This window comes from Pseudoalteromonas sp. A757, assembly GCF_004103285.1.
Classification (GTDB): domain Bacteria; phylum Pseudomonadota; class Gammaproteobacteria; order Enterobacterales; family Alteromonadaceae; genus Pseudoalteromonas; species Pseudoalteromonas galatheae.
This window is the reverse complement of the sequence record NZ_QNQN01000070.1, coordinates 196676-223669: the sequence shown is the minus strand read 5'-3', so window position 1 is coordinate 223669 and position 26994 is coordinate 196676. Positions and strand designations below refer to the sequence as shown.

Here is a 26994-nt window from a genome sequence, read left to right as displayed (position 1 = left end):
TTGGTATGCCTGAGGGTAAGGAGCGCGAAATGGAACAAGTTTATAACTTTGCGGATGAGATGCAATTAGAGTCTTTAAGGCAGCTAATTGTTGAGAAGATTAATCAGAAAGGACTATCTGAACAGCAAGTTATAGACAGTGCTTACATGAGTGATAGAAGCCTTCGCAATTATAAGACAGAAGGCTACTTAGCCAGTTTAGCGCCACTCTCGTCATCGACGGTAAGTAAGCTAAAGAATCTATTGACTGCGCTTAATATTGAGCCTGAAGAAGTGCTAGAGTACCACCAAAAGCGAATAGAAAATCAACAAAACAACCACCACTCAGACCCTACAAATCAAAATGGACAGCAAAGCAATACTCAGTTTCAAGGGTGCACCTTTAACGGCGGGGCGAATGCACCAAATGTCATCACTGGTAATAGGGACATTACGCTTAACTTTGGTGCTAAAGACTAAAGGTAGCCTTAAATTCCGATAAGGGGTGGTTTGACCCTGTAAATTTAAGCTAGTTAAGAAGCTTGTATCTTTCATAGCGAAGTACTCGCTATTTGAAGCTCTTAAGGCTTAATTGCTCCCGTTTTTAAAATTTTAAAAGTGATTTTATATGAGTGCTGATCCAAAGGAAGCAGAGGTTGGTTCAAGCATTGGCATCGAAACCAATGCATATGATAATGATGTTCCGCAGCAACTAAGCCAATTTGATAGTAGTACGTTTGAAGAAGCTGTGATCCAAGGGAACAGAGATGTTCAGGTCAATAACTATTTCTCAAATGCTGATAAGAAACCACTGAAGTATGAAGCACTTCAGTTAAGAACGTTTCCAAAAATTGCGAGTAATGAGGTCATTTTAGATGACGTCAAGTTAGCCGAACTTAACAATTTCCTCATTTGTCACAACTGGCTGATTATTGAAAAAAACAACGAGAATGCCTTTTATCTCTCAGAGGCTATTGCTGCTGCTTTACAGCAAACCGAAATATCATCTTACTACATACGTCACAATTCATGTCGAATGACTGAGTACTTAGAATCAAGATTTCCTTACGTAGAAAGTCAACACGCGTATGTTATTAGGCAACCAATAGAAGACCTAGAAAGTTTCGAGCGCTTTATCGAAACCCGTGAAAACCTAAATGCACTAACGTCTAAACTAAAAGCACGCAAGGCGACGTTGCTTATGGTATTGGATAGTAAAGGCGATAGTGATTGTCCTAGAAGGATCCAGGAATACCTGCGTTTCAACTCTATAAGTGCTATGCAAGGTTATTGGCAGCCTGCAATTCACTTTACACATGACCCGTTACCTGCGGCGGCAATAGATAACGATGATTGGTTGGGGTGTTTAGTTATTTCGCTAACTTGTTGGTTTAACAACATGCCACTGGTGTTATTTCAAACAGCAATTGCTAAGGCATTTGATCATAAATTAAAACAAGCTAAAGAAATGGGGGAAGGGGTAGAAGCGTTAACTCATGCTTATGCTCGTTGGCAGCAAGATCCTGATGCGTTTTTAAAATTAGCTGGGCTTGAGCTCTCATCATCGTCAGGCTTGGACATTTGTTGTATCCGGCTAAGTTCGCTAAAGCAGGCAAGCGTATATCGAGAAAAGTTGCTTACAAACAATCCATTCCAACTAGCTGTACTCTCGCCAATTATTGAGGAAGTCATTTTTGATCAGGATATAACAAACGAACTCCTTGACATAGATGCACTTTTTTCAGACCTTGCCTATCTCTACTTAAAGCTTTCTGAAGCTGGGGTAATGACTGTAAGCAGTGATTATCTATTAAAGATATTTGAGCGTTATCGTCAGTGCCAAGATTCAAAAATAATTCATTTTATTTCATTTGTTAGGGCGCTTTCTTATCAAGATAGATTTAAGTCGGCCATCGATGAATTTATTTATCAACTACTAGGACAAGTGGAAAAGAAAGAGAAAGATTTAATATCTATTTCAGACTTGGAAATTCATATTGAAAACTGGGTGCCTGCATTTAAATCAACCTATGAAAATAAGCTTAAAGAGGTGGTATGTGATTTCAAAAATCACCTCTATTTTTTGTTTAATACTCTAGCCTACTCAATTGAATTTGAAAGTGAGTCTGAAGTTTTGTCATTGGAGTATATATTTTCTAAAAGCTATGAGCTTGGGTTGGATAAGGGTAAAAAGTGCCCTAGTTTTGCGGTGCTTCGTTACTATTTTTCTGGCTATTTATATAGTGATGCATCTCATTTATTAAAAATACTAAAAAGTATACTTTCTGATAGTGAACAGTGTGTTTTAACTTTAATGATTGTAAGAATTTTTGTTTTTAGTCTTATGCACCGTGTGTTAGAAGGAAATAATCAACTTGACGATAAGGCAACCTCTTACTTGATTACGTTAATTTTTGAAGAGGGAGCGGAAGAGTTAATTTACCAATTGCTCGCGATGCCTAGTTTGAATGAAAGTTTAAAGAAGAGAAATATCACTGCATTTTTAACTGCATCAATTTATATAAAACAGACGCTGATCCAAGCGCAATATGTCACCGATGAAAGCGCATATGAGCATTACGACATGATGCTTACAGAGTTGGATGAAAAATTCAAACGATTGAATCAATTGTTTGCCATTGCTTGCACCAGAAAACAGTACGAGCAAATTAAAGCGGATTTAAGAATTCAGCGAGATAAGGCGTTAGCGCAGTACAGAGATTGTAGAGCAGATAAAAAGCTGAGGATGCTACTAAAGCTAAAAAAAGGCGTGTTAAGCGAAGCTATTAAACAATTTAAAAAACCTAGAAGAGAATCCTACCATGCATGAAAGCGTCTCTAATTTGAGCAACTTAATCAGAAAAGTCGATACTAACTTTCACAATCCGAGAGTTCATGGAGAGGGATTTGTTGTCACTTGGAATAAGAAAACCAACCAAATCGTAACCAAGCAAGGTTTGCTATCTGATTTATTTAATAAGAAAAATTATGAATATTTCTTTGTTAAATCTCATACAAAACCAATCGTCATTAGCAAAATTCCATTTGAATGGCATGAAGGTGCAAGTGAGATTGCACTAGAGTTTTATGCTACTTTTCAGCTTAAAATTACAGATCAAACTGAAGCGCATAAGTTAGTCGAAATCTTAAGTATGTCCGGTACGCCGGAAAAAGGATTATTTAATTTAATAGATAAGCACCTGCATCACTGCATGTCGAAAATGTATAAGAAATGTTTGGACTCACAAAATAGCAACTTATTAGATGAGTTTTATCAGCTAGAGCTACAGCGTGGAGAAAGCAGTGAATTAAACACGTCGGTGTGCGAGCAAATGCAGCAAGAATTAAAAGGAATGGATTTTAATATTGGCTTCACACTGCGTAACGCACCAGAGCGATATGCCGAATTTAAATATAGTACCAAGATTAAAGAAACGGGCTTAGAAGTAACGTCCGAATGTCAAATGACATTGAATAACTACCAAGCCTATCGCAAGTCTGAAATTAGCGATATCGAGGGGGTGGTAGCACACATGAAAGCGGGTATTGATAGAGCAATCCGTCAGCATATTTTGGGCAAATCTGAAATGGATTTGCTGAGCAACTTCAAAACGGCAACGAGTCAAGACGTCTCTATCTCCGATCAGGTTAAAAATAGTGTTAAGCAACAAGCTACCGCAATTGGTTATGAACTTAATTCATTTCATACATTACCAAACATTGCTCCGCTGAGGTTATTGAATGGGTTGATGCTCACGTTTGATAAAGAAGATGGCGCATTTAAAACGGGGATGTTTGGTAGCCGTGTAAGGTTAAATATTCGCATGGAAGTTAAGGCGAAAGAAGGAGAGTTTGAAAAATATCGTCACTTATTTGCAAGTAGTGAAAACGACAATCAGATTGATTTGTTAGCGATAACGCAAGCACAAATTCTCGACAGAATAAAAGTACTAGTACACGACATTTGCAAAGAAGTGATGTTGAATGACAAGTTTAATCATTACAAAGCATTAAGTCAGTTTGAAGAATTAATTCGGCCTCAACTTGAAGGTGAAATTGGCAAACGATTAAGTGAACAGCATGGCTTGGTGGTAAGTATTAAGTCACTAATGGCAGTTGAATCTGAAGATGCCATGAGGCTTGAAGAGCTAAGAGGTAAAAAAATACCAATCCAATTTAAGCATTTTTTTGGTGGACAAGACGGGATTGGTGCCGAGTATTCATTCAGTGGCGCATTTGAAGTGCTCGGTCTAGTCGTCAGTGATGCCGGTGGTGAACATAGTTGGGAAACGTTTGAAAAATGGGACTTTGGTTACCGAATCGATTCTCCTGAGCGTCATACCAACACAGCCCTTAAAGGGAATGACGATAGAGTCTGTAAAAAATTGGCGATTGAGAATGAACTAGAAGATATAAAACAGGAAGTTATTAGGCTTTTCAAGGCATCAACATTACTTATCCCTTCCATTACGCTTTGGGTAAACAAACGTGAATATAACGCAAAGTTACAAGATGAATTACTCAGTGAGGTATCGGCTCTGTTGAGGCGCAGTCGAGGAATGGATCTACTGATTGAAAGACTAGAAATTAAAGACGAAAGCCTGATCCAAGCGCAGCTTGATAGTCGAGATCGTAAGCTCAAATCAATTGCCGATGTCGATAGTATGCGTTTAGAGCAGCGTTTAGTTGATTTAAAACAAAGCAAAGACGAAAAGCAAAAGCTGGCAGACGAAGTTACAGAAAGAAGGTTGAGTTTCCTGCGCGACAGCGATGATTTTGAGGACTTACTAGAAGAAAAAGAGCGTATCGAAAATGATTACCGTCATTTAAATACTAAAGAGTCGACCATAGAAGAGCTACTACCTGCCCCTAACAGCCATGCCTCGAGCGATATCGAAGAATTAGCTGATGTACTTACTAAATCCAATAACCAGTGGGAAACGAACGATGAAAAGTAGGAAAAACCTTGTTGCTGCTTCAATCATGACAGCTTTGCTATCCGGGTGTGCAATGACTGACGACACTAAAACTCGAGCTGAGGGAGCATCGACAGGTGCGCTCATTGGTGGTGCGCTTGGTTTGGTGTTAGGTGACAATAAGCAAGCCGCTATGATTGGTGCATTGATTGGTGCTGTTGCCGGTGATCTTTATGCCAAGAGTGTGGTTAAGAAGAAGCAGGATTACGCTAATACTGAGTTATATATGCAAGATGTGATTAAAGGGGCACAAGAGAAACTTATCGCAGCAAAAAATGAAAGAGAAAAAATTCATTTGGAAATAGAAGGTTATACCGCTCAGTTAGAAAGCATTGAGGCAGAGTCTCAAAAACGCAGTGCTGAGTATAGTGGCTTAGAAACGCAAAAAGATAGCTTGTCTAAAGCGGTTTCCAAGTCAGCTAAGTTAGTCGAGATATTGACTGAAGAAATTCAGTACCAAAAGGATGTGCTGGCACAAGAAAGAGAAACAGTTTCTGTACAATTAGCCTCACATAGTGAAACGGTTATTCAACAACTTCTTGCTGAAAAGAACGAGCTAGAACTCATGCAAGCCCAGCTAGCTTCATTAGATAGACGGAAATTATACTAATGCTGAAGCGGGTTATATATTGCTTGTTTTTGTCTTTGCTATCAGGTTGTGAGACGACAGGTGATCCAACAACTGGTGGGCTGTATGGATGGAGCGAAGAAAAAGCAAAGCAACGACAGGCACAGCTAAACCGAAGGGTAGTGGATATCGAAGCTCAAATGAATGCGATTGAAGAAGAAAATCAAGAGCTTGAAAGTGACAAGGTACAACTAACGCAGTTGATAGTAATACAAAGTGAGAAGTTAAACGCTTTAATTGCAAGCCATGATGCGTTGCTGGGTAAGATAGAAACATACAAAGGTCTTGAGCGTATTAATCAGACAAAAATTAGCCAGCTGAAAACACGCTACCCATGGCTCGGTCTGAGTCGAGAGGAGGTCTTGAGACAATTTCAAGAAGCGGCAAGCGAATCACGACAACAGCAAATGCTAAACCAGCTAGAGAGTGAGCTTGAATCACTAGCACAAGAAATAGATATGATACTTTGAGTAATGTAGATGTCGATTAAACCAATAAAAGCACAATATTATTGCAGCAATATAGAACACTGTAGTAATGCTCGGGCGCATAAGTTATTTACTAAATCATATGCCAACAAGTGTGGTGTTTGTGCTCAGCCATTACTGTTTGCGCGTTGGCATTTTTCGTTTGTTACTTCCTTTAGTTGGGTACTTTGTTTATCAACATTAGCAGCGCTGTCTTATCCATATTTCTTTCCTAAAGAATATGAAAATATTACTTTTTCTGGTGTGAAGACTGAAGTTCAAGAGTCTAGTGCTGTCGTGGAAGTTACTCTTCATCGAACAACCAACATTGATTTAGTACAACAGATTGAGTTGATAACAGAAGATGGTACTGCAAAAGCAGCTGAGGACTATCGAGCTCTTGATATTGCTTTACAGTTCCAGCCTGGTGAAGTGCAAAAATCAATAAATATTCCTATTATTCCTGACTCTGATGTCTATGAAAACAATGAAATGTTTTACATTAAGCTGAAAAATGTGAAAGGGCAGCCGTCACATATCGTGATGATTGTCGAAGCTGGAGTAAACAAAGACTTAGTGGAAAAAAGCAGCCTTTTGGTAAGTAACCTTTCAGCTCTTGCTGCGGACCTTTCGAATGATTTGAAACAGCTTGAGATCCTTGGTAACTATTTGTCAAGAAAAGAAAACCCAAAGGCTAACTTGGTCAAGAATTACCGTGATACTCAAGATAATATTCAAAGAGCGAGAGAAAAATACATTATTCTGTTTAATGAAGCTTTAGATTTGGATCCTAATGTTTTGAGAAATGCACTGGACTCCCACCTTGAAGCGCTGAAAAAACAACAGTTTCATACTCAATATGAAGCAACAACAGTGATGAAAGCTCAGTTACTTGACTACTTGAGTTCCAGAGTTTCTAACTCGCCTAAGTGGCTTGAAGAGTTAGGTGAGGTGGTAAAACTTGAAGTGAAAGCAAATAACAATGGTAGTGTTATCTAATCTGGGTTGCTTGTTTATTGGGCTAACTTTCAACTAAGCCAATGGGCAGCGCACTCAGCGCTGCTGCATACTCCCCATCAACAGAAGTGAAAATCGAGAGAACTTTTGTTCATTATTCGATGAGTTAGCAATAGCTCATTGAAGCACCCTCAAATACCACGAGCCTTCAGCTTAAGGTGTTTAAGTTCAACCATTACATCGAACTACAATATTTACCTGCAAAACTTTCAAGCAAACCGATTGCTGGCTAAAGAGCTGGCAGAGTGGGTTGTCTGTAATTGACGTTTGTAAAAATACTGAGCTAGTTTGAAATCGTTTTATATCAAATGCTACAAGTAGCACCTTCCTTTTTCTAATCTATTTCCTATTTCTTTCCGAAGTTTTTAACTTATTGATATTAAATGGCTTATTGGTTTGTGATTTTGCCAAATATCGGCCTCTGGCATCTGCCATTATCGCCTTAACCTTATGTCTATCGGGCAAACAAGCAAATGCCTGATGCAAGGTGAACTCTGGCTGCAGACAGATTTTACCTCTCCTTTAAAAACAGAATGAGAGGAATTTACTATGTCTTTTAAAATTGAAGCATGTAATTTTAATAATATTGATGTCGCAGTTAAAACGTTGAAAGAAAACTATGTGGAAAACTTTCCGGCTATCAGAGTTACCAAAGATAAAATCTTAGGTAAAGGGATTTCTCTATACCTACTTAGTGATATAAGCCAAGTTCCACATAATCCAATAGCCACTTTTGGATTGAGCAGCGCGTATGAAGATGAAGATGTTTGGAAAGAAGTAAGGGCATCATTAAGCGATGGCTTTGACCCTAAAAAGGATGCAGTTGTCGGCCAGCTTAGTATATCGAGTAAAGATGTCGCAATTACCAGAGTGGTTTATGGCCTATTATTAGATAAAGCACAACAGATGGGTTTCGAGCGGTTGTTTTTTATCCTGAGAGGGAATGTTGATTTTTATAAAAAGTTATTTAACGCTATACTGATTAAAAATGATTGCAACTATGATATTGGGGTTAATAGGAAAATATCTGCTCTAGTTGTTGAAACGAAAGAAATAAAGAAAAGGGGGCTTCGCTTCCTAAATCGAAACTTATCATCTTGCTTTAATAAGAGTGATTGTCTAATTAAAAGGGAAATTATGAATAAATCTCATTGGGATGAATATAGTAGTGCATTTGACTCTATTATTACTCCACCACAAGTCGAACTTTATAATACAATTGCTCCGCTTTTGTCAGGAGTTGTTCTGGATGCTGGATGTGGAAATGGAAACTTAGCCGCTTTTGTTAATGGTGAAGTTTCTACTTATCACGGTGTAGATACGTCTCTTGATATGGTGCAAAAAGCCAACGCCAATCTGCAGAGACTGAAAGAACCACAGCGATTTCAAGCATTTCATGTCCAACTAGAAGAGTTTGTTAATACGCATCAATACGACGTGATTACATTAATAAACAGTGTTTACGCGATGGATAATCCGTCTTTGGTTTTTAAACACTGCTATAACTTACTTGCTCCGGGTGGTCTGTTAATTATCGCAAACCCCAATGAAAACATGACAAAATCTCACATGGAAATGATGATTGAGTTGTATGAAGCGCAATTTAGAGACAATCCTGCTGTTGCAGATTTTAAGAGATTGAACTTACAATTTGTCACACAATACCAACATTCTTTTTATACTTTAGATAAAGTTGAAGGTTGGCTAGAACAAGCTGGACTGTCTGTAACAAACAGAGATTGCACTCACTTTCATGGTGCAATGAATTTAATCGTAGCTAAAAAGTAGGAAAATAAAAATGCGCTATCAAGATCTAGTCGATTTGTTGAATGCTTCGAATCAAGCAGAATACACTGCAAGTTTTTATCGTGCCATCTCACATATCGGATTTGATAGCGCAATTTATGGTTTTTTGCCAAGCCATGAATTTGTTAAACACTTGAACCAAATGCCTATCATACTCGCCACCGAAAACGCCCCTCTGGATTATTTAAAGTACTATCAAGAAAATGAAATTTTTAAGCCTGAGACAGATATCTTCGTAGCTAAAATACTTGCTGGTCATCGAGATCCAATAAACTGGTGGCGGGACCTACATGGTTTCAACCCCACAGAGTTACAAGTTGCTACCTTGACCCATGCAAAAAACGAATTTGGTCTCAATAACGGTTTTGTCGTCCCGCTCATGTGCGACCACAGAGGCTACGCTTGTGTTACTTTGTATAGCAATTTAAGTGATAAAGACTTTAATCACCTCGTACAGGAAAATGAAGAACAAATCGGATTATTTTGCTCAGCGTTGAACAGCAAAATTTTCTCAGATCCAAACTTAGTTGCTGAGTTATACGACAATTATATAAAAATGAGCGATACAGAGCGTCAAGTGATGCGATACTTGGTTTCGGGGAAACCGATGAAGCAAATTGAAGATCATATTGGAATAACCTATCGCTACGCTGCAAAAGTAATTGATAAATTTAGAAAAAAGCATGGAAATGTTCCAAAAGATAAATTGCTTTATTCGCTAGGGCACTACTTTAGTTGATTTAACGCTAGTATTTCATATCTGTAAGCCAGCGGGAAGTTGCCACCACGCAATAGACTAGCGATTTTATAAGAGTCAATCTTATCGTTTTTGGCTTTACCACCGTGAATAGCTTTCATGCAAAGCGCATGACCAAGCACAAAATCAATATCATGCTCAGCACATAAATCACTACCCAATACCAACAATGCATGCATGGAGGTCAATTCCACAATAATATTTATGAAAAGTAGTATAGAATTTCATTGAGCTTTCTCCTTTTGGTTTGTTCGTCTTGAAGTTTAACTGTTCGCTAAACTTCGGGGTGAAGGTTCAATAGGTATCAAGAAAAGCAACCGGCCGGTTTCACTGCCGATTCTTTTGGCGTTAGAGTATTTGGGAAGGAGTTCAAATTTTGAGAAATATTAAAGATCTTACTGGGATTAGGCCATCTTGGCAGTTCGGTACTATTCTTTTATTAGTAATAATCGTTTTCGGTTTCTTATATTCATTATCTCAGGAAAATGAACTTGATAAGTTTTTGAATGAATGTGTCGGGTGCCTCGTTGATATACAAGAAGTTAACAATCAACAAGTATTTGAACTTGCTATGGCTATTTCAATATTTTCATTAGCAATTTCAACTTTGATTTTAATTATTTCTTTGCCTTTATACCTTTTCTCAAACGATTCTGATAGAGCCAAAAAAGCTGGTAAGTTAACAAATACCTCGTTCGGTTTCATAATAGCTTCTGGAACGGCTGTTATCGGAACATTAAGCTTTGGTTAAAAATACTCTAGCAAGTCTCTCAATTCGGGACTGCTAACAGCTTGTTTGGCTCCGCTTAGCTACACAATTTTAGCCAAGCTTTATCTGCCTGATAGTAGGGCGTTAGTCCATAGAATTCTTATGCGAAATTCACCTAATATAGCCGACGACATAGCTCATTTCTGTCCAAATACGAGTTAGGCGAACGTCCGCTATCGTAATTAGATTTAAGATATTAAGTTGCTGTTGAACCGCCGAGTGTGACACACATACAACAGCCAAGTTTAATTTAGCCCTGTTATTCTGGTTTATTAACGTCAGGTGGTTTAGTTGTGGTCTCTAATTAAGTCAACTCGGGCTAGATTTTATGGCCCACTCATCAAATTGTGCATGAGTGGGCCTGCTTTATTTTTAGTTTGTTGAGCGATCACTTACGATAGGTGATGGCGGGTTTTTGGGCTTATTACTCTGGTGTAGCATAAAGTAATACTGTTGGCGTTCATTGGGTTGATTATTGATATCAATACGTGCAACTCCTGCGATTACATCTAAACCATCGGCACTTTTCACCAAGGGGTAGTCGTTTGGACCGAGAGAGAGTAGTGATACTCTGTTGAACACTAAAGTTTCTACATTCTGAACTGTTTGATGTTGGTTATCTTCACTGACATCAAAATAGTGGTCGCCGCCGTATACATCTTTTCCAATGTTACGCATAAATGCCCCCATACTGATAAGGAAGTTGTTTTCAACTTCAATGCCTTTTAGTCCATAGAACAGCTCGTGCTCACCGACAAATACAATTCTTCCCCCCTGCGCAGCAAATTGTTTTAAGCGACTGACTTCATCCGGAGAATATGAGTTAAGTGGAGTCCAGAGTACGATAAGTTTTATTTGTGGGTCATCAAGATCCCAATCTTCTAGAGACTGATATGTAATAACTTCAAAGCCTAAATCTTCCCAAGTACTGTACAGGTAATTAATAGATTGGCATGACCAACTGCAGCGAGAATCATGAGATCGATCTAGGACTATTTTAGAACCTCGGGCACGGAGGCTGTTTCCTGAAAAACTGGCTAGGTTTTTCGCAAACTGTGTGTTATCAGCTTTGTAAATCCGTTCATTATCTAGAATATTGACATCATTGAATACAATTAAATCTCCACCAGCTGCAGGTGCGACGTTACTGTCAAACGTAAAGCCAATAATTGAATTAGCTCGGCTCCCCTTACTATCTGTCGCAAAGAGTATAATGTTGTTTTCACCTTGAACAAAAGACTCCGCTGGTTGAGTGAGTGCGAAACTGCCACTATTAAGCGCAAAGCTAATGTCTCTTTTAGCCTCTCCATTTATAGAAATAAATAATTTGGCGATACTTGATTGAACTGTTTCAATCTTGCCTTCTATTAAGATGTTACTACTCAAAATTGCGCCAGGTGTTGGAGACAATACTGTGATTTGTGGTGGAACTTTTAATGTTAACTCAGATGTTGGCTCGGAAATTGCGCGATAAGCGCTTAAATCGCTTTCGTTTCCTGTTAAAGCAACATCTATGATGCATGCTTCAAGCCTGCTTTTTATGCTTACATACTTTTGGCACACTTCTTTAACCCGTTGATATTCCGCACTACCAATTTGTGCCTCTAACCTCGCTTGAGTTAACAATGTCCGTGGAAAGTTAAGGTCAACGAAGCTTTCAGGAGTCTCATCATTGAAGTAGTCGAACAAAGAGGATTCGGATGTTACACGCCAACTATTACCATAAATATCATAAAGTTGATTAAAGTTACCTTTGTCTTCAATTTGCTTGCCGTTAGCATCCGTTAAGTCATTGTCGACGTTGCCATCAAAGTATCCAAGTAATCCATTAACGCTGCCCGCACGAGAGTTTGGTAAAAGCACTTCTGTCTCGACAAACTCACCCCGTCTATACACCTTTAGTAATGAGGTGTCTGGCCAAGTTATTTCGTAATGACGATTATTTTGTTTAAAGATACTTGCTTGATTAGGAAGCTCACGAGCACCGTTATTCAATGTTTGTAATTGACCATCAATAAGCACGGCAAGGCCTTCATCATTTGGGTAAAAGGTGACTCTTATTCCTGCTACATTTGCGGCGACAGCGGCATTGAAAGACACATGTTGATTGCCAGGGACTGCGACATAACGGCCCTGAATCTCAAAAGAGTCGATATTGGACTTGGCTAAGATATACTCACCAACACCATTAAATCCATAGTTTAAGCCGTCAAACGTACGTAAATTTGGGTCTCCTGTGACACGAGCTTGTTTGCGCGGGTTGCCTAGGTTGTCGTCAATTGGGTTGCTATCATCTACGGGCTCACCACTGAGCAGAATTAATTGAACTGGTTGGTTGGTGTCCTCGGTAACGGTGATTGTAATGCGCTCTGGTTGAAAACCCGATTTAGAAGCGATGACATGATAATCACCAACCGCGAGTGGTGAAGAACTAAAGGCGCCACTGGTATCGGATGATAATTGTTGAGAAAGCCCAGTGCTAACGCTTGTTAGTGAAACATCAGCACCCGTTATGGGGCTGCCGTCAACATCGGAAATAGCACCTGTAAGCGTATTGAATTGAGTCTCAAATGGGCAAACTTCAGAGCTCCAAATTGGTCGATTAAAATCGTAAAGAGGAATATTTTTGTTTTTTTCTTCGTTGGTTAAGCCAAGAATATCTCCAACAAATCCATAATCTAAATTGGCATCAACACCTAAACCTAATGATAGCGCTAAGCTGCATTTGACTGTCTGTTGTGTATTGTTAAGTACTGCAGTTGCGATATATTCAGCATATGGCCCCATTGCTAATCCTGCTCCTGGGCCATCTAACTCTATTTTATTACCAAAAGGTAATGCGACAGATAACTCATAAGCAGAAAGCATAAACTGTAGTTCGGCTTCTACTTTTGCTGATGTTTCACCTGATAGTTGGTATTCAGGTCCAATTTGAGATATGACGGGTACAAAGCTGTTAACTGGGCTCAGTTTGTCGTTTTGATATTTGAATCCGGTTTTATACTCTCCTGAAGCACTAATACCCATTTTTAAATGGGCTTCACCTGCGACGCCCAAGTAAGCACCTAGTTGCGGATGTAGTTTAACGTTCAAAAACAAAGGTATTGGTCCAACAAACAGCTTTATGTTTTTGTTGACTATAGGGTTGAATACTTTGCTTTTGCTCAGACTGCCTTGATATTCATAGTCAGCATTAAGGTAGGTCTTAGTTAGATAATCTGCTTGAGCAATTGTAGAAAAGTGAGTTACTTCACCTCGAATAATTGAAAACTCTATCCCAATTGTAGCGCTTGAGTTCATCTCGAGTTCTACAACTGACGTGACCTCAGGGCTTAGTTTTTGCTGCAGTGTTCTTGAGAACGTTAAGATAGGAATATCTACACTTGACTGTACCGTATTACTAGCAGTTGAAACCGACTGATTAAGTGTTGCAGCTTGGTTCGTTATAACAAGGTCTAGTTTAACGTCAGCATCTGGAAAAGCTTTGTGTAATGGTGCATGGGAAGTAGTTAAAACATTACCATTAATATCAAGAACCTCACGCATAAACCCGGTGTCATCATCAGCGGTGACACCGACTATAATATCACCGACTTGTATGTCGCTTAACGCACCTGCGGTGATTGTGAGTCTACCCATCTCCGGGGTAATTTCTACTCCCGATTGGCCATCAACGATGAAGGTCGTGTAACCGTCAACGCCTCTTGTTGCTGGCTTCAATTCGCTGCTCGGGTCTAATGTCGCGATGACTTCAGCATCTTCAAGCGGTTGCTCGTCATGATCACCTGTGTAGTCAACAAAATCTATTGCTTCAGCAACTGCCACATGGGCGCTTGCAGAGGTAGAGTAGCCTGATTTATCTGAGGCTGTGACTGTAAACTCAAGGTTATCTCCAGTGTAGTCTTCAGGGATTTTTAGTGAAGCAAAATCAGGTTTATCATTATCAATGTTAAGAACTATATCTGTTGATTCTTCCCATACGATGCTGTCAATTTCAACGGCACTTGATATATCCGCTTTTAATTGTGCCCACGATCCTTTCGCGATGCTCTGAGGTACTTGCAATTGAATCGTTATGTTGTTCAGGTTGTTTACGGTGACAACTACCTGATCAGTAGCACTTCCTCCCTCATCATCAATAACGGTTAATTCGAAGCTTAACTCCTCGTTTTCTGTGACATCTGGAGCCACGAATGAGGAAATTGCGTTACTTTGGTCCAATAACAAAACAGGGGGGCCTGACAGTTGCTGCCATTGATAGCTTTTAATCACCCCATCGTTATCCGTGCCACTACCGCGTAACGTGACGGTTGCCTTTTCATCGACCGTTTGATGTTCTCCTGCTTGAGCAATCGGTAGGCTGTTTGTTGGCTTATTTATATCGTTATCTGAGTCCCCACTGCATGCGACTAAAGCGCCTGTTAACAACGTAATTAGGGTTGTGCGTAGAGGAATGCATTTATGCAGATCCATAACCATCCTTATGTATTTAAGCGAGAGCAAGTTGCTTTGAAAAATAAGAATGCGTGAAAAAGTCTGCATGAAACAGGGTCGAAATTTCCACCTTGTTCAGTATTGATTCATTGAATAAGTTATCTAGGTGTTAACAAAAATGAAGGGTTTATGGACATGGAACACGGCACTATATCACAACATTTTATTTCGACACCTAAATTCGGTGCTTGGAAATTGATTTTTACGCTATGCTCATTTTTTCTAGTGATGCAATTAGTTGGTTGTAATGCGATGCACACTGCGGTGAAAAAGCGAGATTTAAGAGTTGAAACTAAAATGAGCGACTCTATATTTCTTGACCCAGTCAGTCAAGACAAGCGTACAGTGTTTTTACAACTCAGAAATACATCGGATAAGCAGGATTTAGTCATCGCTAACGAGATACAAACTGCATTACTTTCAAAAGGCTACAAGGTTGTTAATGACCCAGATGCAGCGCACTTTTGGATCCAAGCGAATATTCTCAAAGCTGGCAGAACGACCGCTGATGAAAATCGAGGAATTTTAGCCCAAGGCTATGGTGGGGCTGTAGCGGGTGCTATTGTTGGTGTTCAGTTTGGTAGTGGTCGAGGACAAGCAGCTGCAGGCTTGCTTGGTGCAGCTGCAGGCTTTGTTGCTGATGCAATGGTGGAAGACGTTTATTTTAATATTGTTACTGACTTACAGGTTTCTGAGCGCGCGAAATCTGGTGTTGAAGTACAAGAAGGAAATAGAGCTAAGCTAAAGCAAGGTAACTCAGGCTATAAATCGGTGACTTCAAACGAAGTGACTGACCGTAAAAAGTATCAAACACGGATCGTATCTACAGCGAATAAAGTAAATCTGGAATTCGTTGAGGCTCGACCTAGGCTAGTCCAAGGTTTAGTAAATTCTATTTCGGGCCTGTTGTAGCTAGGTGTGCGGTAATATTGAAAATATAGTACTAGGGTGGAAGTATCGTGCCAATACTATGTTTCCATTTATTTTTAACGGTTATAGCGAATAGCAGACACCCGTCATAATATAGATGCAAATTGTGATGGGGGTCTGTGTTAGTGCTCGATTGGCTTGTTATACAGCTTTTAACTCATGAGTCCAATCTTTCCATGAAATCGACTTGCCCGGTAATGCTATTTTTGAGAAAGGCCACACTGATTGAAGCCAATTTAAGACAGTCTGATAAAGTATTTTTTCTAACGCAATACTATCATCTCGAATCCACAAGTAGACTTCGCAGTCATAATTTAGTGATCGGCTTGGATCTATATAAACAGAGCCTAGGCATTTTTCCTTTGAATTGTTAAATATGGAATATGCAAAAGCATCCCTTGATTCAAATTCTTGTTTATGAATTTTTAAGCTTTCTATATTTTCTTCGAGGGTCATATTAACTTTAGGCCACTCAGTTTCAGGGCCAAATATTCCTTGTAGTCTTTTTTGACTGGACATTACTGCTTCAAAGTCTAACTCAGCAACTTCTTCTTCAAGCACTCTGAAGTGAAAATTTTCACTATCAAAGAACGTCGGAGGCTTAAACGATTCAGGAATAAATGGATTGGGCATACTCTGGGCTATCCGTAGTTGTATAACATTTTAGTATTTATGCGACACGCAGTTTGTGTTGCATAATCGCTGGTCGGACTGAGCCGCTACCTGCTCGGTGCGTCAGAGTTGGTGTCGTTTATGCTGTGGGCTTACTTAGAAAAAATAGGCTTTTTGGAGGCTTTAGCGCTCTTTGCTAGTTTGAACAGCTAATCTATTATTAATTAAGCTTTCCCTGCATCGCTCAGTGTTTATTATGTGCTCATTACACCTAAATTTGGCTGGATAAGCAATTATATTTTATAAGTACAGATAAAGGACACCCACCATAACATAGATGCGAATTATGGTGGGTATTTGAGTTAGCCCCAAGTCCCAAACCTCAGGTTAAATAATATGATTAACACTCAGGGCTGTGATTTATAGAAGCTTTCTAACTTATCTAAAAAATCATACAGTTTTTGGTTCATTTCGTCATAGTTATGACTCAGTAAAACTTCTGGCTCATCTACAAATCGATACAGTAAAGCGTCATTGAGATCGTCATTTTCAATCAGTAATGCGACGATATCTTTGGTAAATTCCATATGGCACTGAAAACCGTATACTAAGTCGCGGTAGGCGACAATTTGCCTTGGGCATCCTTCGCTATATGCAATCACTTGTGAACCATTGGTGAGCCCTGGCATATCATTATGCCAATGACCGACATCCAACACTTTTCCAAAATGACTAAATAGTGGGTGTGTCATCCCAGCTTCCGTCAAGGTTATCGGGTACTTTCCGATTTCACGTTCAGGGCTAGGTTCAAATGTTGCACCTAACGCTTCACCAATGAGTTGCGACCCTAGGCATATGCCAAGCACAACTTTTCCGGCGGTAATTGAGTTCAAGATGACTTCTTGCTCACCTTTTGCATCGAAGTGCGGGCATTGCTCAATAGTTGTTGACGGAGCTTGAGGTCCTCCCATGACAATCAAGAAATCTAAGCCTTCGATACTTTTTGGGAGCGGTTCTCCTTGATAAACTCGTGAGTAGGTAATGGTATGGCCGCGTTTATTTGCCCAAGATTCATAGGCGCCGGGCGCTTCAAAATGTTCATGAACGATAAAGTGAATATGCATCTTTGTGCCTTTTAATTTGCGATAGGCTGTAGATGGTATACTAAATTCGGATGGCGTAATTTATACTAACAGACGTTTAATGTTGATAAGTCGCCAAGATGCAAGCTAATGACCTCATCAAAGGTTCTTCTGATAAACAAATCGTAACTAAAACGATTAATATGGCTTCTGGCTATATTGATGACTTTCACTCACATTCGTGGCATCAAATTGTGTTTCCTTTGCAGGGGCTGCTGCAATCAAGTATCGGGGATAAAAGCGGGATCGTACCTCACAATGGTATGCTCTACATACCCGCAAATACAGTGCATAAATCCATAGCGATTACAGATACACAGTTTTTGGCGATTTACCTTAATCCCGACAAATATGTTCAGTATGGAGACAAACCAAAATCCTGTCTGGTAACGCCATTTATAAAAGCATTAATACTGCTTTTATTTGAAAACGAGACGCTCACTCAAGCAGAGTCCAATATCACACATTTGCTAACCGTATTGCGAGATCAGATCGAGATCGCAAACCGTTATGAAATACCCCTACTAATACCTACCGATAAACGCCTTTTATCCATCTTCTTACAGCTTAAAGAGCAACCGGATCTGCCATTTACGTTAAAGGAGTGGGCAACAAAAGTGGGCGCTTCTGAGCGCACTTTGTCGCGATTGTGCTCAAGAGAGTTTTCTCAATCATTTTCACAGTGGAGACAAAATGTAAGGTTAGTTTTATCTTTGCAATTGTTAGGGTCGCAAAAGAGTATACAAGAAATTGCTATCGAGTTGGGGTACGCTTCTGACTCAGCGTTTGTGCAAGCGTTTAAGAAATTGTTCAACCAAACACCGAGAAAGTACCGAATTGCCAACTTACAGCACAACGTAAATTTATTTTGATCAACTTATACCGCTTGCTCGCGACTTGCACTAGAGAAGAAAGTATCTTATCGCGAATGCTTTTAAGTTCTGTCGGGTTTATGTAGTCTAGGTGAGATTTGATTATTGGAGGCATTTCGCGATGTTGCGAATTCTTTTATGTGCTAGCTTAGGATTAGCACCAAGTTTTGGGTTGGTTGCCAAAGAGGTAATGACTCCTGACAAGCTTTTGCAAGTAAAGCGCGTGAGTGCGCTTGGATTATCTAAAGACAACACCCATGTGATTTATAGAGTTACGACGCCAAACGTTGAAAATGATGACTTTGATAGCAAAGTCTATCAAGTGCCGTTAAAGGGTGGGGCGTCTCGACTTATAAGCGCGTATCAAGGGATATTGTCAGACGATAATATTTCGCCTGATGGCAGCAAAAAACTATTTCATGATACTGTAAATGTTGAAGCTGTGCTGGCCACGGATAGACATAAAGCGCTTACGAAAGCCAATGCTTACGTGTTTGATGATTTAAACTACCGCCATTGGGATACCTGGAAAGACGGCAGTGTTAAGCATGTGTTTTATCAGGATCTAATCACAGAAGAAAAAGTCGACATCATGAAAGGGATGCCTTTTGATAGTCCGACGTCACCATTTGGTGGTTCAAGCGATTATGTTTGGGGTCCAAAAGGTGAAAATATCTACTATGTCAGTAAAAAGCTGACTGGCGCAGAATATGCTAGCAGTACCAACACGGATATTTATCGTTATAACTTAGCCAGCAAGAAAACCACCAACCTAACCGAGCAAAACTTGGGTTATGATAAAAGCCCAGAGTTCTCATCCACAGGGCTGCTGGCTTTCTTACGTATGGATGAGCCCGGTAACGAGGCGGATAAGAATGACATCATCGTTAAGCAGGGTGACAGAGAAGTCAACTTAACTGCGCATTGGGACGGCACGGTAAGCAGTTTTGAATGGGGTCATGATGGTAAGCATATTTATTTTATTGCACCAGTTGACGGCACAATCCAGCTATTTCAAGTAGCGGTGAACACCAAAACCAAAGCCAAACCAAAAATTAAACAGCTAACCAAGGGTATGTTTGATGTTAATAGCATTGTAGCGGCTCTAGACGATCAGTTAGTTGTTACTCGCAATAGCATGAATCAAGCAAAAGAGATCTTCCGCTTTGATCTGAATAGCAAAAAGCTTGTTGCGCTGACAAATGTGAATGAAGCGCTTTATGCTGATTTGGATTTACCTCACGTTGAAAAACGAATGGTGAAGACAAAAGACGGCGAAGACATGCTAACTTGGGTTATTTACCCGCCTAATTTTGATAAACGCAAGCAATATCCAACGCTATTATATCTTCAAGGTGGCCCACAAGCACCGTTATCACAGTTTTACTCCTTCCGCTGGAACTTCCAAGTGATGGCTTCACAAGGGTATATTGTGGTTGCGCCAAACCGTCGTGGTATGCCAGGGCACGGCGTGAAGTGGAACAAAGATATCAGCCAAGACTGGGGTGGTAAGGCGATGCAGGACTACCTTGATGCAATCGACGATGTTGCGAAAGAGTCATATGTTGACAACAAACGTATCGCGGCAGTTGGTGCCAGCTTTGGTGGTTACTCTGCGTTTTACTTAGCTGGTAACCACGATGGTCGTTTTAAAACCTTTATCGCGCACTGCGGCATTTTTGATTTGCGCAGTATGTACGGCACAACCGAAGAAATGTTCTTTGTGAACAACGAATTGGGTGGCGCGTACTGGGAGCAAAACAATGCGGCCATTAGCAAAGCATACAATCAGTTTAACCCAATCAGCTATGTGGATAAGTGGGATGCGCCGATGTTCGTGATCCATGGTGGTAAAGACTACCGTGTACCGCTGAGCCAAGGGATGCAAGCTTTCCAAGCCGCAAAACTTCGTGGCTTGAAGAGTCGTTTCCTTTATTTCCCTGAAGAAAACCACTGGGTACTGACACCGCAAAATGGGATAGTATGGCAGCGTGAATTCTTCAAGTGGTTAGAAGAAACCTTATAATTGCTGTAATTAGCATCTTTATTGAGTAGCTGCATTGAGCACGGAATAACAACTCGCTTTCTAGCCGTTGTTATTCCGAAACAAAAATTGATCGCCAAAGCAATATTGTTCGATTGGCAAGACAACGGGCTTGGTTATTTATGACGGTGTCAAAGCTGAACCCACCGATGCGAAGCAAGTTGCTTCAACTTCTAAGCCATAATCAACCTATGTAAATGAAGCAAGCGTTGAGGCGCGATACATTGTAGTCACTTTACACAATTAAGGTGATTTACTCATGATTAAACGGTTATTTTTAATTTTTATTTTAGCTACTTTTTCTTTTCCCCCATTGGCAAAAACATCGGATGACCACCGTGTATTAATTGTTCTTACCAGCCACGACCAACTAGGAGATACTGGTCGAAAAACAGGGTTTTGGCTCCCTGAGCTAACGCATCCGTATTACCGTCTAAAAAAGGCCAACATCAAAGTTGATATTGCAAGCATCAAAGGCGGTTTTGCCCCAATAGATGCGAGAGCACTGACAGAGCCTGATAGTTATCATCAAGTTTTTTTAAATGACGCAGAGTTGATTAATAAGGTGATAAATACCATTCCACTAAATAAAATAGATGCAAATGATTATGATGCGGTAATTTTTAGTGGCGGATCTGGGCCTATGTGGGATTTCCCTGACAATCGTGATGTTGCGCGTGTCGCTTCCGATATTTTAAATAAAAATGGAGTACTTGCTGCTGTTTGTCATGGTGTAGCAGCGATCACGAATGTTAAGCTTGCGAACGGAGACTATTTAGTTAAAGGCAAGCAGGTTACAGGGTTTAGCAATCAAGAGGAAAGTGATTTAGGAACAACGGATATCGTCCCATTCCTATTGCAAAACCGGCTTATCGAACGTGGTGGTATTTACTCTTCAGCAGCTGCATGGCAGACCAATGTAATCGAAGATGGGCAGTTAATTACCGGACAAAACCCTGCATCAGCCACATTACTTGCAGAGAAAATTATCGCAAAGTTAGATAGAAGGTAACTAGCTCCAACACATCATAATCATTTGTAAACCAAGGGGATATAAGCCTATGTTACGTTAAGTTCTTGCCACCAAGCAGAAGGCGGACTGACAAGAGGCTAGCATAAATAAGTCGGTTTATCTTTTTGGTTTTCGTTTCAGATAGTATCCGAATTGTAGTGTGTTCAAATAGGAGGCATACTAAGTCAATCAAAGGAAACTAGAAGGGTGAACAAATGTCTAAATGGATAATAGCTGGACTTTGGTTACTTATGTTGGCTATGAATACAAAGGCAGCTGAAGAAGCGTTAACGATTGATAATGTAGTGCCCAACAACATGGCATTAGCGTTTGCGAATGACGCAAATATCTATCCAGATAGTAGTGACTTCAAAGTACTTAACGCGGTGTTGATGAGTAATGAAAGCGGTGAGCGCTGGGCTGTGGTTACACTCAAGAACCAATCAAGTGGCCGCCGCACGTTAACACATAAACATCTATTGGCACTGACGGCAAATGGTCAACGGATCGCGCCAATGAAACTCTCTGAAAACTTTGATGGCGGGGAAACGCTTTCACTTACATTAGCTTTCGGTGAGAACAAGTTCCCGTTGCTGAGCGTATATACGCGTAACTGAATTAAGTTGTTCTGGTCTCAAAATAGCCGACTTTTGAGTTGGGCTTTTGTTACCAATGAAGGCCTAACAACTAATACTGCGCCTCTCCAAATTAGTTGTGCGATCATGTAACTGGTATAAACAACGAAAAAGCCCTAACAGATGCGTAAGGGCTATATTCGATGTGTTTGCAAGCAATATCTATTCTGCTTTAAAGACGTTTTATTTGAAGGTGAAACCCGGCCTCCACCACTTTAAAAATCTATTTAATAAATAAGATTTCGCCTTGCCTGTACGTTTAGTGCAGGCAAGAGGCGTAGCAGTTTTATAGCCAGGTTTCCTTACCTAGAAATAGTCTTGTTAATTAAGCCGATTAATAAATATGTCTCGCTGTAACATCACTGGGTATTAAATTCCCAAGACTTAGTTTCTTCTTCCGCACAGCTAATCACCATAGCGCTGTTGGTATACTGATTAAGGTATTTAGAGCTGAGGCACTTACCTGTAATGCGGTTGCGGATCTGATATTTATCGTTGTCATAGGGGCCAATAAAATCCCAGATTGAATTGTTACTTGGTTCTGTCGGTGCAGTTAGGCCAAAATGGTCGTACTCTGCGGCGCCCGGATCTGTCAGATAATGCCCATCTAGTGGATCATGGATCAAGTAACCCCCTTGCATACCTTCAAGCGTGACGCGTTTCATGCTCTGCTCGCAGCCAGCCGATAAACCGTATGACATTTTAGAGCCTATGTAGCCAACTGACCACAAGCACATACCATTTTGACCCAGCTTGAGGTGGCGACCTAGCGGTGGTGCTTTGCGGTCAAATGCCCAAGTCTCGCTGTTATCACTACAGTTGATATTGATTAGGCTACCATTGTTTGTTGCTAGACACTGCTTGGTATCTTTATTGCGTAGCGCAAATTTATTGTCTCCGTTGGTGTCATAGATATACCACACTGCAGCAGGCTCAGTAATGGTTTCTGCAGGCCCAAAAGGGGAGCCCGGTGTGATAACACGATATAGCCGGGCATTAGAAAAGCCGATGTTATTCTGGCTTCTTAAATGTTTGCCGTCGGTAAAACGGGCAATTTTATAGCCATCATCTAAATGAGTAAGCCTCAGCTCGTAGCTGTTTGCATTACAGTCTTTGCTAGCGCAGGTATTGTTACTGGTGTCACGTAGACGAACCAGCGCGTTGTTTGTCGGTACGTGGCTGCCGTTGATCTCCCACTGAGCTCCATTACAGCCACCGACGGACAGCGACTCCCCAGAGACAGTCAAGCACCGGCCAGTGGACTTATTTTTTAGTTCATAACGGCCTTGTCTATTGACTGAGCTGAGGTGCCAAGTTGCGTCACTACCTCGATCCGAATATATCTGAAAGCCAGAATCGCCGCCCTTGTCTTTAAGGTAACGGTTATCTTCAGCACGTTGGATTGAATAACCGTCATTAAAAGGTTCAAATACGAAGTGGCTGGCACCATAGGTACAAATGCTACGCACTTTAGATTGCTGGTCTACACAAAGGTTGGATGCACCATGTTTTAGACGAAGGGCATTGTGAAAATCAATAGCTCCCGCGTTGCTCGTCAACTCATTGCGAGTCATGATCAGGTTATTGAGGTCCCATGAGTCTATTACATGTGCAAGGTTGTACATCACTTCCTTCACATCCACATGTCGGGATGTTTGATCTAAAAAGGAAGGGTTGCGGATCTGACTGATACGAGAGTTGTAGTTACTATCACAATGAGAGCCATTCATTGAATAGTTGTCGTAGTCATCAGTGTAAGAGTTATGACGACATGGTGAGATAAAGGCTTCTCGGTACTGGATCAGTTTAGAGTCTTCAAAATTTAGGCTCACAGAAATCAGGCTTGGATTTCGGCTATTGGGCACGACTTCAAGGCCAATCTGACGCAAAGCCTCACCCCAGTTGCCGTCTTTTAAACTCATGAAGTCGAAGAAGGTTGCATAACCTAAAGTACAAGAAGCATTGTTTGCACTGCTCTCTTCCGGTCGGGTAAACAGGTCGGTAAGGTACTGATCACCAGAGCGAATATCATATAAAGTAGTATAAGGAACGAGTCCATCGTCACTGAGATTATGCCAATAAGGCGGTGTATCCAAGTTCGCGCACATATTGTCGAATTCTGCTCGGTGCAAAAAGGTCATTTGCATCGCACTAACAAAGCCTGGGATAACACTTCTAGTGAGGGTATCAAATGTGGTTTTGGAGACAGAACCTGTGTCTATCTGTTTGAACTGGTTCTGGATCACAGTCGCAAGGTCATCTGCCATCTTGCTATATTTCTCGGCAAGACTATAATGTAACCCTTTTAGGTCCGAAGTGGCATCTCTATGTGCTGATTTCATAAGATGCTGAATATCATTTAATGGTCCTGTTAGCTGACTGACTTCCAGATTCGATATACGCGCTTCGAAGTGGGATAAGCAGCCAGCCAATGTTGGGTCCGCACCGTTAATAGACTCTTCGTTCATAGAGTCCATTATCGTGTCGTGAAGTAACGGATAGACTACGCTTAAAGCAGGGCTGCTTTCAAAAGCTAATCCTGCAAAGTTGTTTGCCAGAGACAGCGCGCCACTTTGATAATCGACGGTGGTGGAGGTACTGCTGGTACGCGACGCGTAATCAAAACAGGGGCCTTGTAAATTATTTGCTAATGATTTTTGTGAGATCAGAAGCGAACTTAGTCCTAATGACACACTGAGTGCCAAGGTGAGTTTTTTCATTATTTTTCTCTAATTTGAATTTTTTTTGTTTTTGATGCTGTTACCGTCCCTTTTGGTGATTAAATTTACCTTCTTTGGCATTTTTCAGCTTCAACATGATTGACCCTTATTGAAAAAGTTACCTCCTAACAAGTTACAAAATGGTTTGGAAAAGTAACATCTGAAAATGGAAGGTCAATTAAAAGGTTTTAAAATGAGCTTGTGTTACGATGTTATGTATTTTTAATGTAACTAAAATGATGCTTAAGCGTGAGTTATTACTTATTTACTTAATACAATTGGTATTAGCGCTCAACTCTTGCTTAACAAGCTAAGCAAGAGTTGAATGATGCAGCAAAGTCAGGACTAAAAAGAGAAATAAAGCGCTAGGCTAAGCGCGTAAGGTAAATTTTTGGATCAATTGTGCCAGCGCGCTTGCTTGCTCGCTAAGTTCTTCACCTGAGTGCGCAGCAATTTGAGTGTCTTGCAAAGAGCTGCGACTAGATTCTTCAATATGCGAAACATCACGTGCCATTTCACTTGCAACCACCGATTGTTCCTCTGTTGCTGTTGCAATGGATTGGATCATGGTCGCGATTTCCGATGCACTTTTGACAATTTCTTCAAGTTGCGAGCCTGCTTCTTCAGCCATCAAGACACTTTGCTCAACTTGGTTGACGCTACTTTGCATCGACGTAACAGCATGTTCGGTTTGTAATTGTATAGACTGAACTGTTGATACCACTTCTTCAGTCGCCTTTGACGTCCGTTCTGCTAATGTCCTAACTTCATCAGCTACCACAGCAAACCCTCGGCCTTGTTCACCTGCCCTTGCAGCTTCAATTGCTGCGTTGAGAGCCAGTAAATTAGTTTGTTCTGCAATGCTGCCAATAACACCGATCACATTGCCGATTTGACTACTTAGCTCCCCTAGGTTCGTTACGTTGCTGGCAGTATTTTGAACATCTTTCGAGGCTGCTCGGATTTTTTCAATAGTTTCACCTACCGAACCTCCACCTTGTATGGCAAGCTTTTTTGCCTGCTCGGCATGGCCTGCTGCTACTTGGCTTTGTGTCGCTACCTCTGAAACGGTCGCACTCATTTCTTCAATTGCAGTAGCTACTTGTGTTGATTGATCTGAGGACGATTGGCTTCGTACAGCAATTTGGTTATTGGTTACAGCAATGTTTTGGCTAGATGCACGAACCTCACCAACCACTTTACTGATTTCTCTGAGTAGATTGTTTAACGATGCCGCCATCTTATTCGTTGAAGACGCCAGGCTGTCGATTTCATCTTTACTTTGGTGAACAATATCAGGCTGGGAAATATCTCCATTACTGACTCGCTCGGCAATTTCTAGGACCTGATTTAACCGATTAATAATGGATTTATTCAACGAATAAGCCACTATCGCACCAATTGCGGCCGCAAGTATACAAATGATAATTATAATAAAAAGTGTTGAGTTCAAGCCATCAACTAAATTATCAAGAGACCTTGTTGCATCATCTCTTTCTTCGTTTGCTGATACCGTTAAGATTTTATTCAACGGTTGAAGATATGTTTCATCAGCAATTTTTAACGCTCGACGACTTATTTCAGTACTTGTATTTTTAGCGAAAAGATCGTCGTTAATACGTTTTTGGTATTGAGATATTAAACGCATGATTTCAGACATTTTTTCACGGTCAGATGCTTTGCTTGATTCGTAAATGTAGAGTGTTTTATGCGTTTCCTTAAAAGCTTCAAATAAACGTTCGAATTGAAGTTTTTTACTTGAATCGCCATTGGCATATTCAAGTGCTGAAGCCTCTAGTCGATGGCCGATATCTAATAGCTGGTTGTAATAAATCATACCTGGTAGGTCGTCGTTTTTGATTTCTAGAGCACGGGATGTTTCTACGGAGACCTTTAACCATACGAAAACGCTGGATAATGTCATGAGTAGTATTATTGTGCCAAAGGCAAGGAATAGTTTTCTACTTAGCTTCATGGTTACAACCTGAATATCAAATATGGATTAAGTTCAACTTTGATGCGAAATGACACTATTTACTACCTTGTTACGTAATAATGAATTGTTCAGTGCATTCATCGAAGTACGAGTTTAAGTGGACTATTTTTTGATACTGCTCTTTGAGCGTATTTCTCCT

At 40.4% G+C, this 26994-nt stretch carries 19 protein-coding genes and 1 pseudogene; 14 read left to right on the top strand and 6 right to left on the bottom strand.

Annotated elements, in window-relative coordinates; translation table 11 throughout:
* Positions 1-29: 29 nt before the first annotated feature.
* The 8 genes from DRB05_RS13960 to DRB05_RS13925 all read left to right on the top strand — a co-directional run bounded on the left by DRB05_RS13960 (position 30) and on the right by DRB05_RS13925 (position 9611).
* Positions 30-458, top strand: a complete 429-nt coding sequence (locus DRB05_RS13960) for a hypothetical protein (RefSeq protein ID WP_128727496.1) — start codon at positions 30-32, stop codon at positions 456-458.
* A 148-nt stretch (positions 459-606) separates the two neighbouring features.
* Complete coding sequence (locus DRB05_RS13955) at positions 607-2808, top strand: hypothetical protein (RefSeq protein WP_128727495.1); 2202 nt, start codon at positions 607-609, stop codon at positions 2806-2808.
* Positions 2801-4936: a hypothetical protein gene (locus tag DRB05_RS13950; RefSeq protein WP_128727494.1), complete on the top strand. Its 2136-nt coding sequence runs from the start codon at positions 2801-2803 to the stop codon at positions 4934-4936. Before DRB05_RS13955 ends, DRB05_RS13950 begins: the two co-directional genes overlap by 8 nt.
* The gene (locus DRB05_RS13945; protein ID WP_161568693.1) at positions 4926-5564 is read left to right on the top strand and encodes a glycine zipper domain-containing protein; all 639 of its coding nucleotides are present in this window, start codon (positions 4926-4928) and stop codon (positions 5562-5564) included. Before DRB05_RS13950 ends, DRB05_RS13945 begins: the two co-directional genes overlap by 11 nt.
* Positions 5564-6052 carry a hypothetical protein gene (locus DRB05_RS13940; protein WP_128727492.1) on the top strand — a complete coding sequence of 163 codons (489 nt, stop codon included), beginning with the start codon at positions 5564-5566 and terminating at the stop codon, positions 6050-6052. Before DRB05_RS13945 ends, DRB05_RS13940 begins: the two co-directional genes overlap by 1 nt.
* Positions 6053-6061: 9 nt before the next feature.
* A complete protein-coding gene (locus tag DRB05_RS13935) occupies positions 6062-7048 on the top strand; it encodes a Calx-beta domain-containing protein (protein WP_128727491.1) in 987 nt (328 codons plus the stop codon).
* Between the two features lie 567 nt (positions 7049-7615).
* The gene (locus DRB05_RS13930) at positions 7616-8854 is read left to right on the top strand and encodes a class I SAM-dependent methyltransferase (protein ID WP_128727490.1); all 1239 of its coding nucleotides are present in this window, start codon (positions 7616-7618) and stop codon (positions 8852-8854) included.
* 10 nt (positions 8855-8864) lie between these two features.
* Positions 8865-9611, top strand: a complete 747-nt coding sequence (locus DRB05_RS13925) for an autoinducer binding domain-containing protein (protein ID WP_099032015.1) — start codon at positions 8865-8867, stop codon at positions 9609-9611.
* 17 nt (positions 9612-9628) lie between these two features.
* Here DRB05_RS13925 and DRB05_RS13920 read toward each other — a convergent pair.
* Positions 9629-9857: pseudogene (locus DRB05_RS13920) on the bottom strand (IS110 family transposase); the annotation flags it as partial.
* 148 nt (positions 9858-10005) lie between these two features.
* Here DRB05_RS13920 and DRB05_RS13915 point away from each other — a divergent pair.
* On the top strand, positions 10006-10380 hold the full coding sequence (locus DRB05_RS13915) for a hypothetical protein (protein WP_128727489.1): 375 nt from the start codon (positions 10006-10008) through the stop codon (positions 10378-10380).
* A gap of 390 nt (positions 10381-10770) precedes the next feature.
* On the opposite strand, the gene DRB05_RS13910 is transcribed toward DRB05_RS13915, so the two are convergent.
* Positions 10771-14871: a VWD domain-containing protein gene (locus DRB05_RS13910; protein WP_161568692.1), complete on the bottom strand. Its 4101-nt coding sequence runs from the start codon at positions 14869-14871 to the stop codon at positions 10771-10773.
* 156 nt (positions 14872-15027) lie between these two features.
* Between DRB05_RS13910 and DRB05_RS13905 the strand changes: the two genes are divergently transcribed.
* Complete coding sequence (locus tag DRB05_RS13905; RefSeq protein WP_128727487.1) at positions 15028-15804, top strand: complement resistance protein TraT; 777 nt, start codon at positions 15028-15030, stop codon at positions 15802-15804.
* A gap of 159 nt (positions 15805-15963) precedes the next feature.
* On the opposite strand, the gene DRB05_RS13900 is transcribed toward DRB05_RS13905, so the two are convergent.
* Positions 15964-16455: a hypothetical protein gene (locus DRB05_RS13900; RefSeq protein WP_128727486.1), complete on the bottom strand. Its 492-nt coding sequence runs from the start codon at positions 16453-16455 to the stop codon at positions 15964-15966.
* A 386-nt stretch (positions 16456-16841) separates the two neighbouring features.
* Entirely contained in the window at positions 16842-17558 is a 717-nt protein-coding gene (locus DRB05_RS13895) for a type 1 glutamine amidotransferase (protein ID WP_128727485.1), read from the bottom strand.
* Between the two features lie 98 nt (positions 17559-17656).
* Here DRB05_RS13895 and DRB05_RS13890 point away from each other — a divergent pair, with 98 nt between their 5' ends.
* The 4 genes from DRB05_RS13890 (at position 17657) to DRB05_RS13875 (ending at position 22121) form a co-directional block, all read left to right on the top strand.
* On the top strand, positions 17657-18448 hold the full coding sequence (locus DRB05_RS13890) for an AraC family transcriptional regulator (protein WP_128727484.1): 792 nt from the start codon (positions 17657-17659) through the stop codon (positions 18446-18448).
* A 121-nt stretch (positions 18449-18569) separates the two neighbouring features.
* The gene (locus tag DRB05_RS13885) at positions 18570-20474 is read left to right on the top strand and encodes a S9 family peptidase (RefSeq protein ID WP_128727483.1); all 1905 of its coding nucleotides are present in this window, start codon (positions 18570-18572) and stop codon (positions 20472-20474) included.
* Between the two features lie 277 nt (positions 20475-20751).
* Complete coding sequence (locus DRB05_RS13880; RefSeq protein ID WP_128727482.1) at positions 20752-21504, top strand: type 1 glutamine amidotransferase domain-containing protein; 753 nt, start codon at positions 20752-20754, stop codon at positions 21502-21504.
* Positions 21505-21719: 215 nt separating this feature from the next.
* Positions 21720-22121, top strand: a complete 402-nt coding sequence (locus DRB05_RS13875; protein ID WP_128727481.1) for a hypothetical protein — start codon at positions 21720-21722, stop codon at positions 22119-22121.
* 377 nt (positions 22122-22498) lie between these two features.
* On the opposite strand, the gene DRB05_RS13870 is transcribed toward DRB05_RS13875, so the two are convergent.
* Both DRB05_RS13870 and DRB05_RS13865 read right to left on the bottom strand, forming a co-directional pair.
* Complete coding sequence (locus tag DRB05_RS13870) at positions 22499-24859, bottom strand: RICIN domain-containing protein (protein ID WP_128727480.1); 2361 nt, start codon at positions 24857-24859, stop codon at positions 22499-22501.
* Positions 24860-25229: 370 nt separating this feature from the next.
* Positions 25230-26834 (bottom strand): methyl-accepting chemotaxis protein, encoded by a 1605-nt coding sequence (locus tag DRB05_RS13865; protein WP_128727479.1) that lies wholly within the window; start codon positions 26832-26834, stop codon positions 25230-25232.
* Between the last annotated feature and the right edge of the window lie 160 nt (positions 26835-26994).

Coding starts and splice junctions, on each gene's coding strand:
- DRB05_RS13905 (WP_128727487.1), top strand. CDS start 15,028: ATGGAACACGGCACTATATCACAACATTTTATTTCGACACCTAAATTC.
- DRB05_RS13945 (WP_161568693.1), top strand. CDS start 4,926: ATGAAAAGTAGGAAAAACCTTGTTGCTGCTTCAATCATGACAGCTTTG.
- DRB05_RS13890 (WP_128727484.1), top strand. CDS start 17,657: ATGCAAGCTAATGACCTCATCAAAGGTTCTTCTGATAAACAAATCGTA.
- DRB05_RS13900 (WP_128727486.1), bottom strand. CDS start 16,455: ATGCCCAATCCATTTATTCCTGAATCGTTTAAGCCTCCGACGTTCTTT.
- DRB05_RS13950 (WP_128727494.1), top strand. CDS start 2,801: ATGCATGAAAGCGTCTCTAATTTGAGCAACTTAATCAGAAAAGTCGAT.
- DRB05_RS13870 (WP_128727480.1), bottom strand. CDS start 24,859: ATGAAAAAACTCACCTTGGCACTCAGTGTGTCATTAGGACTAAGTTCG.
- DRB05_RS13910 (WP_161568692.1), bottom strand. CDS start 14,871: ATGGATCTGCATAAATGCATTCCTCTACGCACAACCCTAATTACGTTG.
- DRB05_RS13955 (WP_128727495.1), top strand. CDS start 607: ATGAGTGCTGATCCAAAGGAAGCAGAGGTTGGTTCAAGCATTGGCATC.
- DRB05_RS13925 (WP_099032015.1), top strand. CDS start 8,865: ATGCGCTATCAAGATCTAGTCGATTTGTTGAATGCTTCGAATCAAGCA.
- DRB05_RS13895 (WP_128727485.1), bottom strand. CDS start 17,558: ATGCATATTCACTTTATCGTTCATGAACATTTTGAAGCGCCCGGCGCC.
- DRB05_RS13875 (WP_128727481.1), top strand. CDS start 21,720: ATGTCTAAATGGATAATAGCTGGACTTTGGTTACTTATGTTGGCTATG.
- DRB05_RS13930 (WP_128727490.1), top strand. CDS start 7,616: ATGTCTTTTAAAATTGAAGCATGTAATTTTAATAATATTGATGTCGCA.
- DRB05_RS13880 (WP_128727482.1), top strand. CDS start 20,752: ATGATTAAACGGTTATTTTTAATTTTTATTTTAGCTACTTTTTCTTTT.
- DRB05_RS13940 (WP_128727492.1), top strand. CDS start 5,564: ATGCTGAAGCGGGTTATATATTGCTTGTTTTTGTCTTTGCTATCAGGT.
- DRB05_RS13935 (WP_128727491.1), top strand. CDS start 6,062: ATGTCGATTAAACCAATAAAAGCACAATATTATTGCAGCAATATAGAA.
- DRB05_RS13960 (WP_128727496.1), top strand. CDS start 30: ATGGAACAAGTTTATAACTTTGCGGATGAGATGCAATTAGAGTCTTTA.
- DRB05_RS13865 (WP_128727479.1), bottom strand. CDS start 26,834: ATGAAGCTAAGTAGAAAACTATTCCTTGCCTTTGGCACAATAATACTA.
- DRB05_RS13885 (WP_128727483.1), top strand. CDS start 18,570: ATGTTGCGAATTCTTTTATGTGCTAGCTTAGGATTAGCACCAAGTTTT.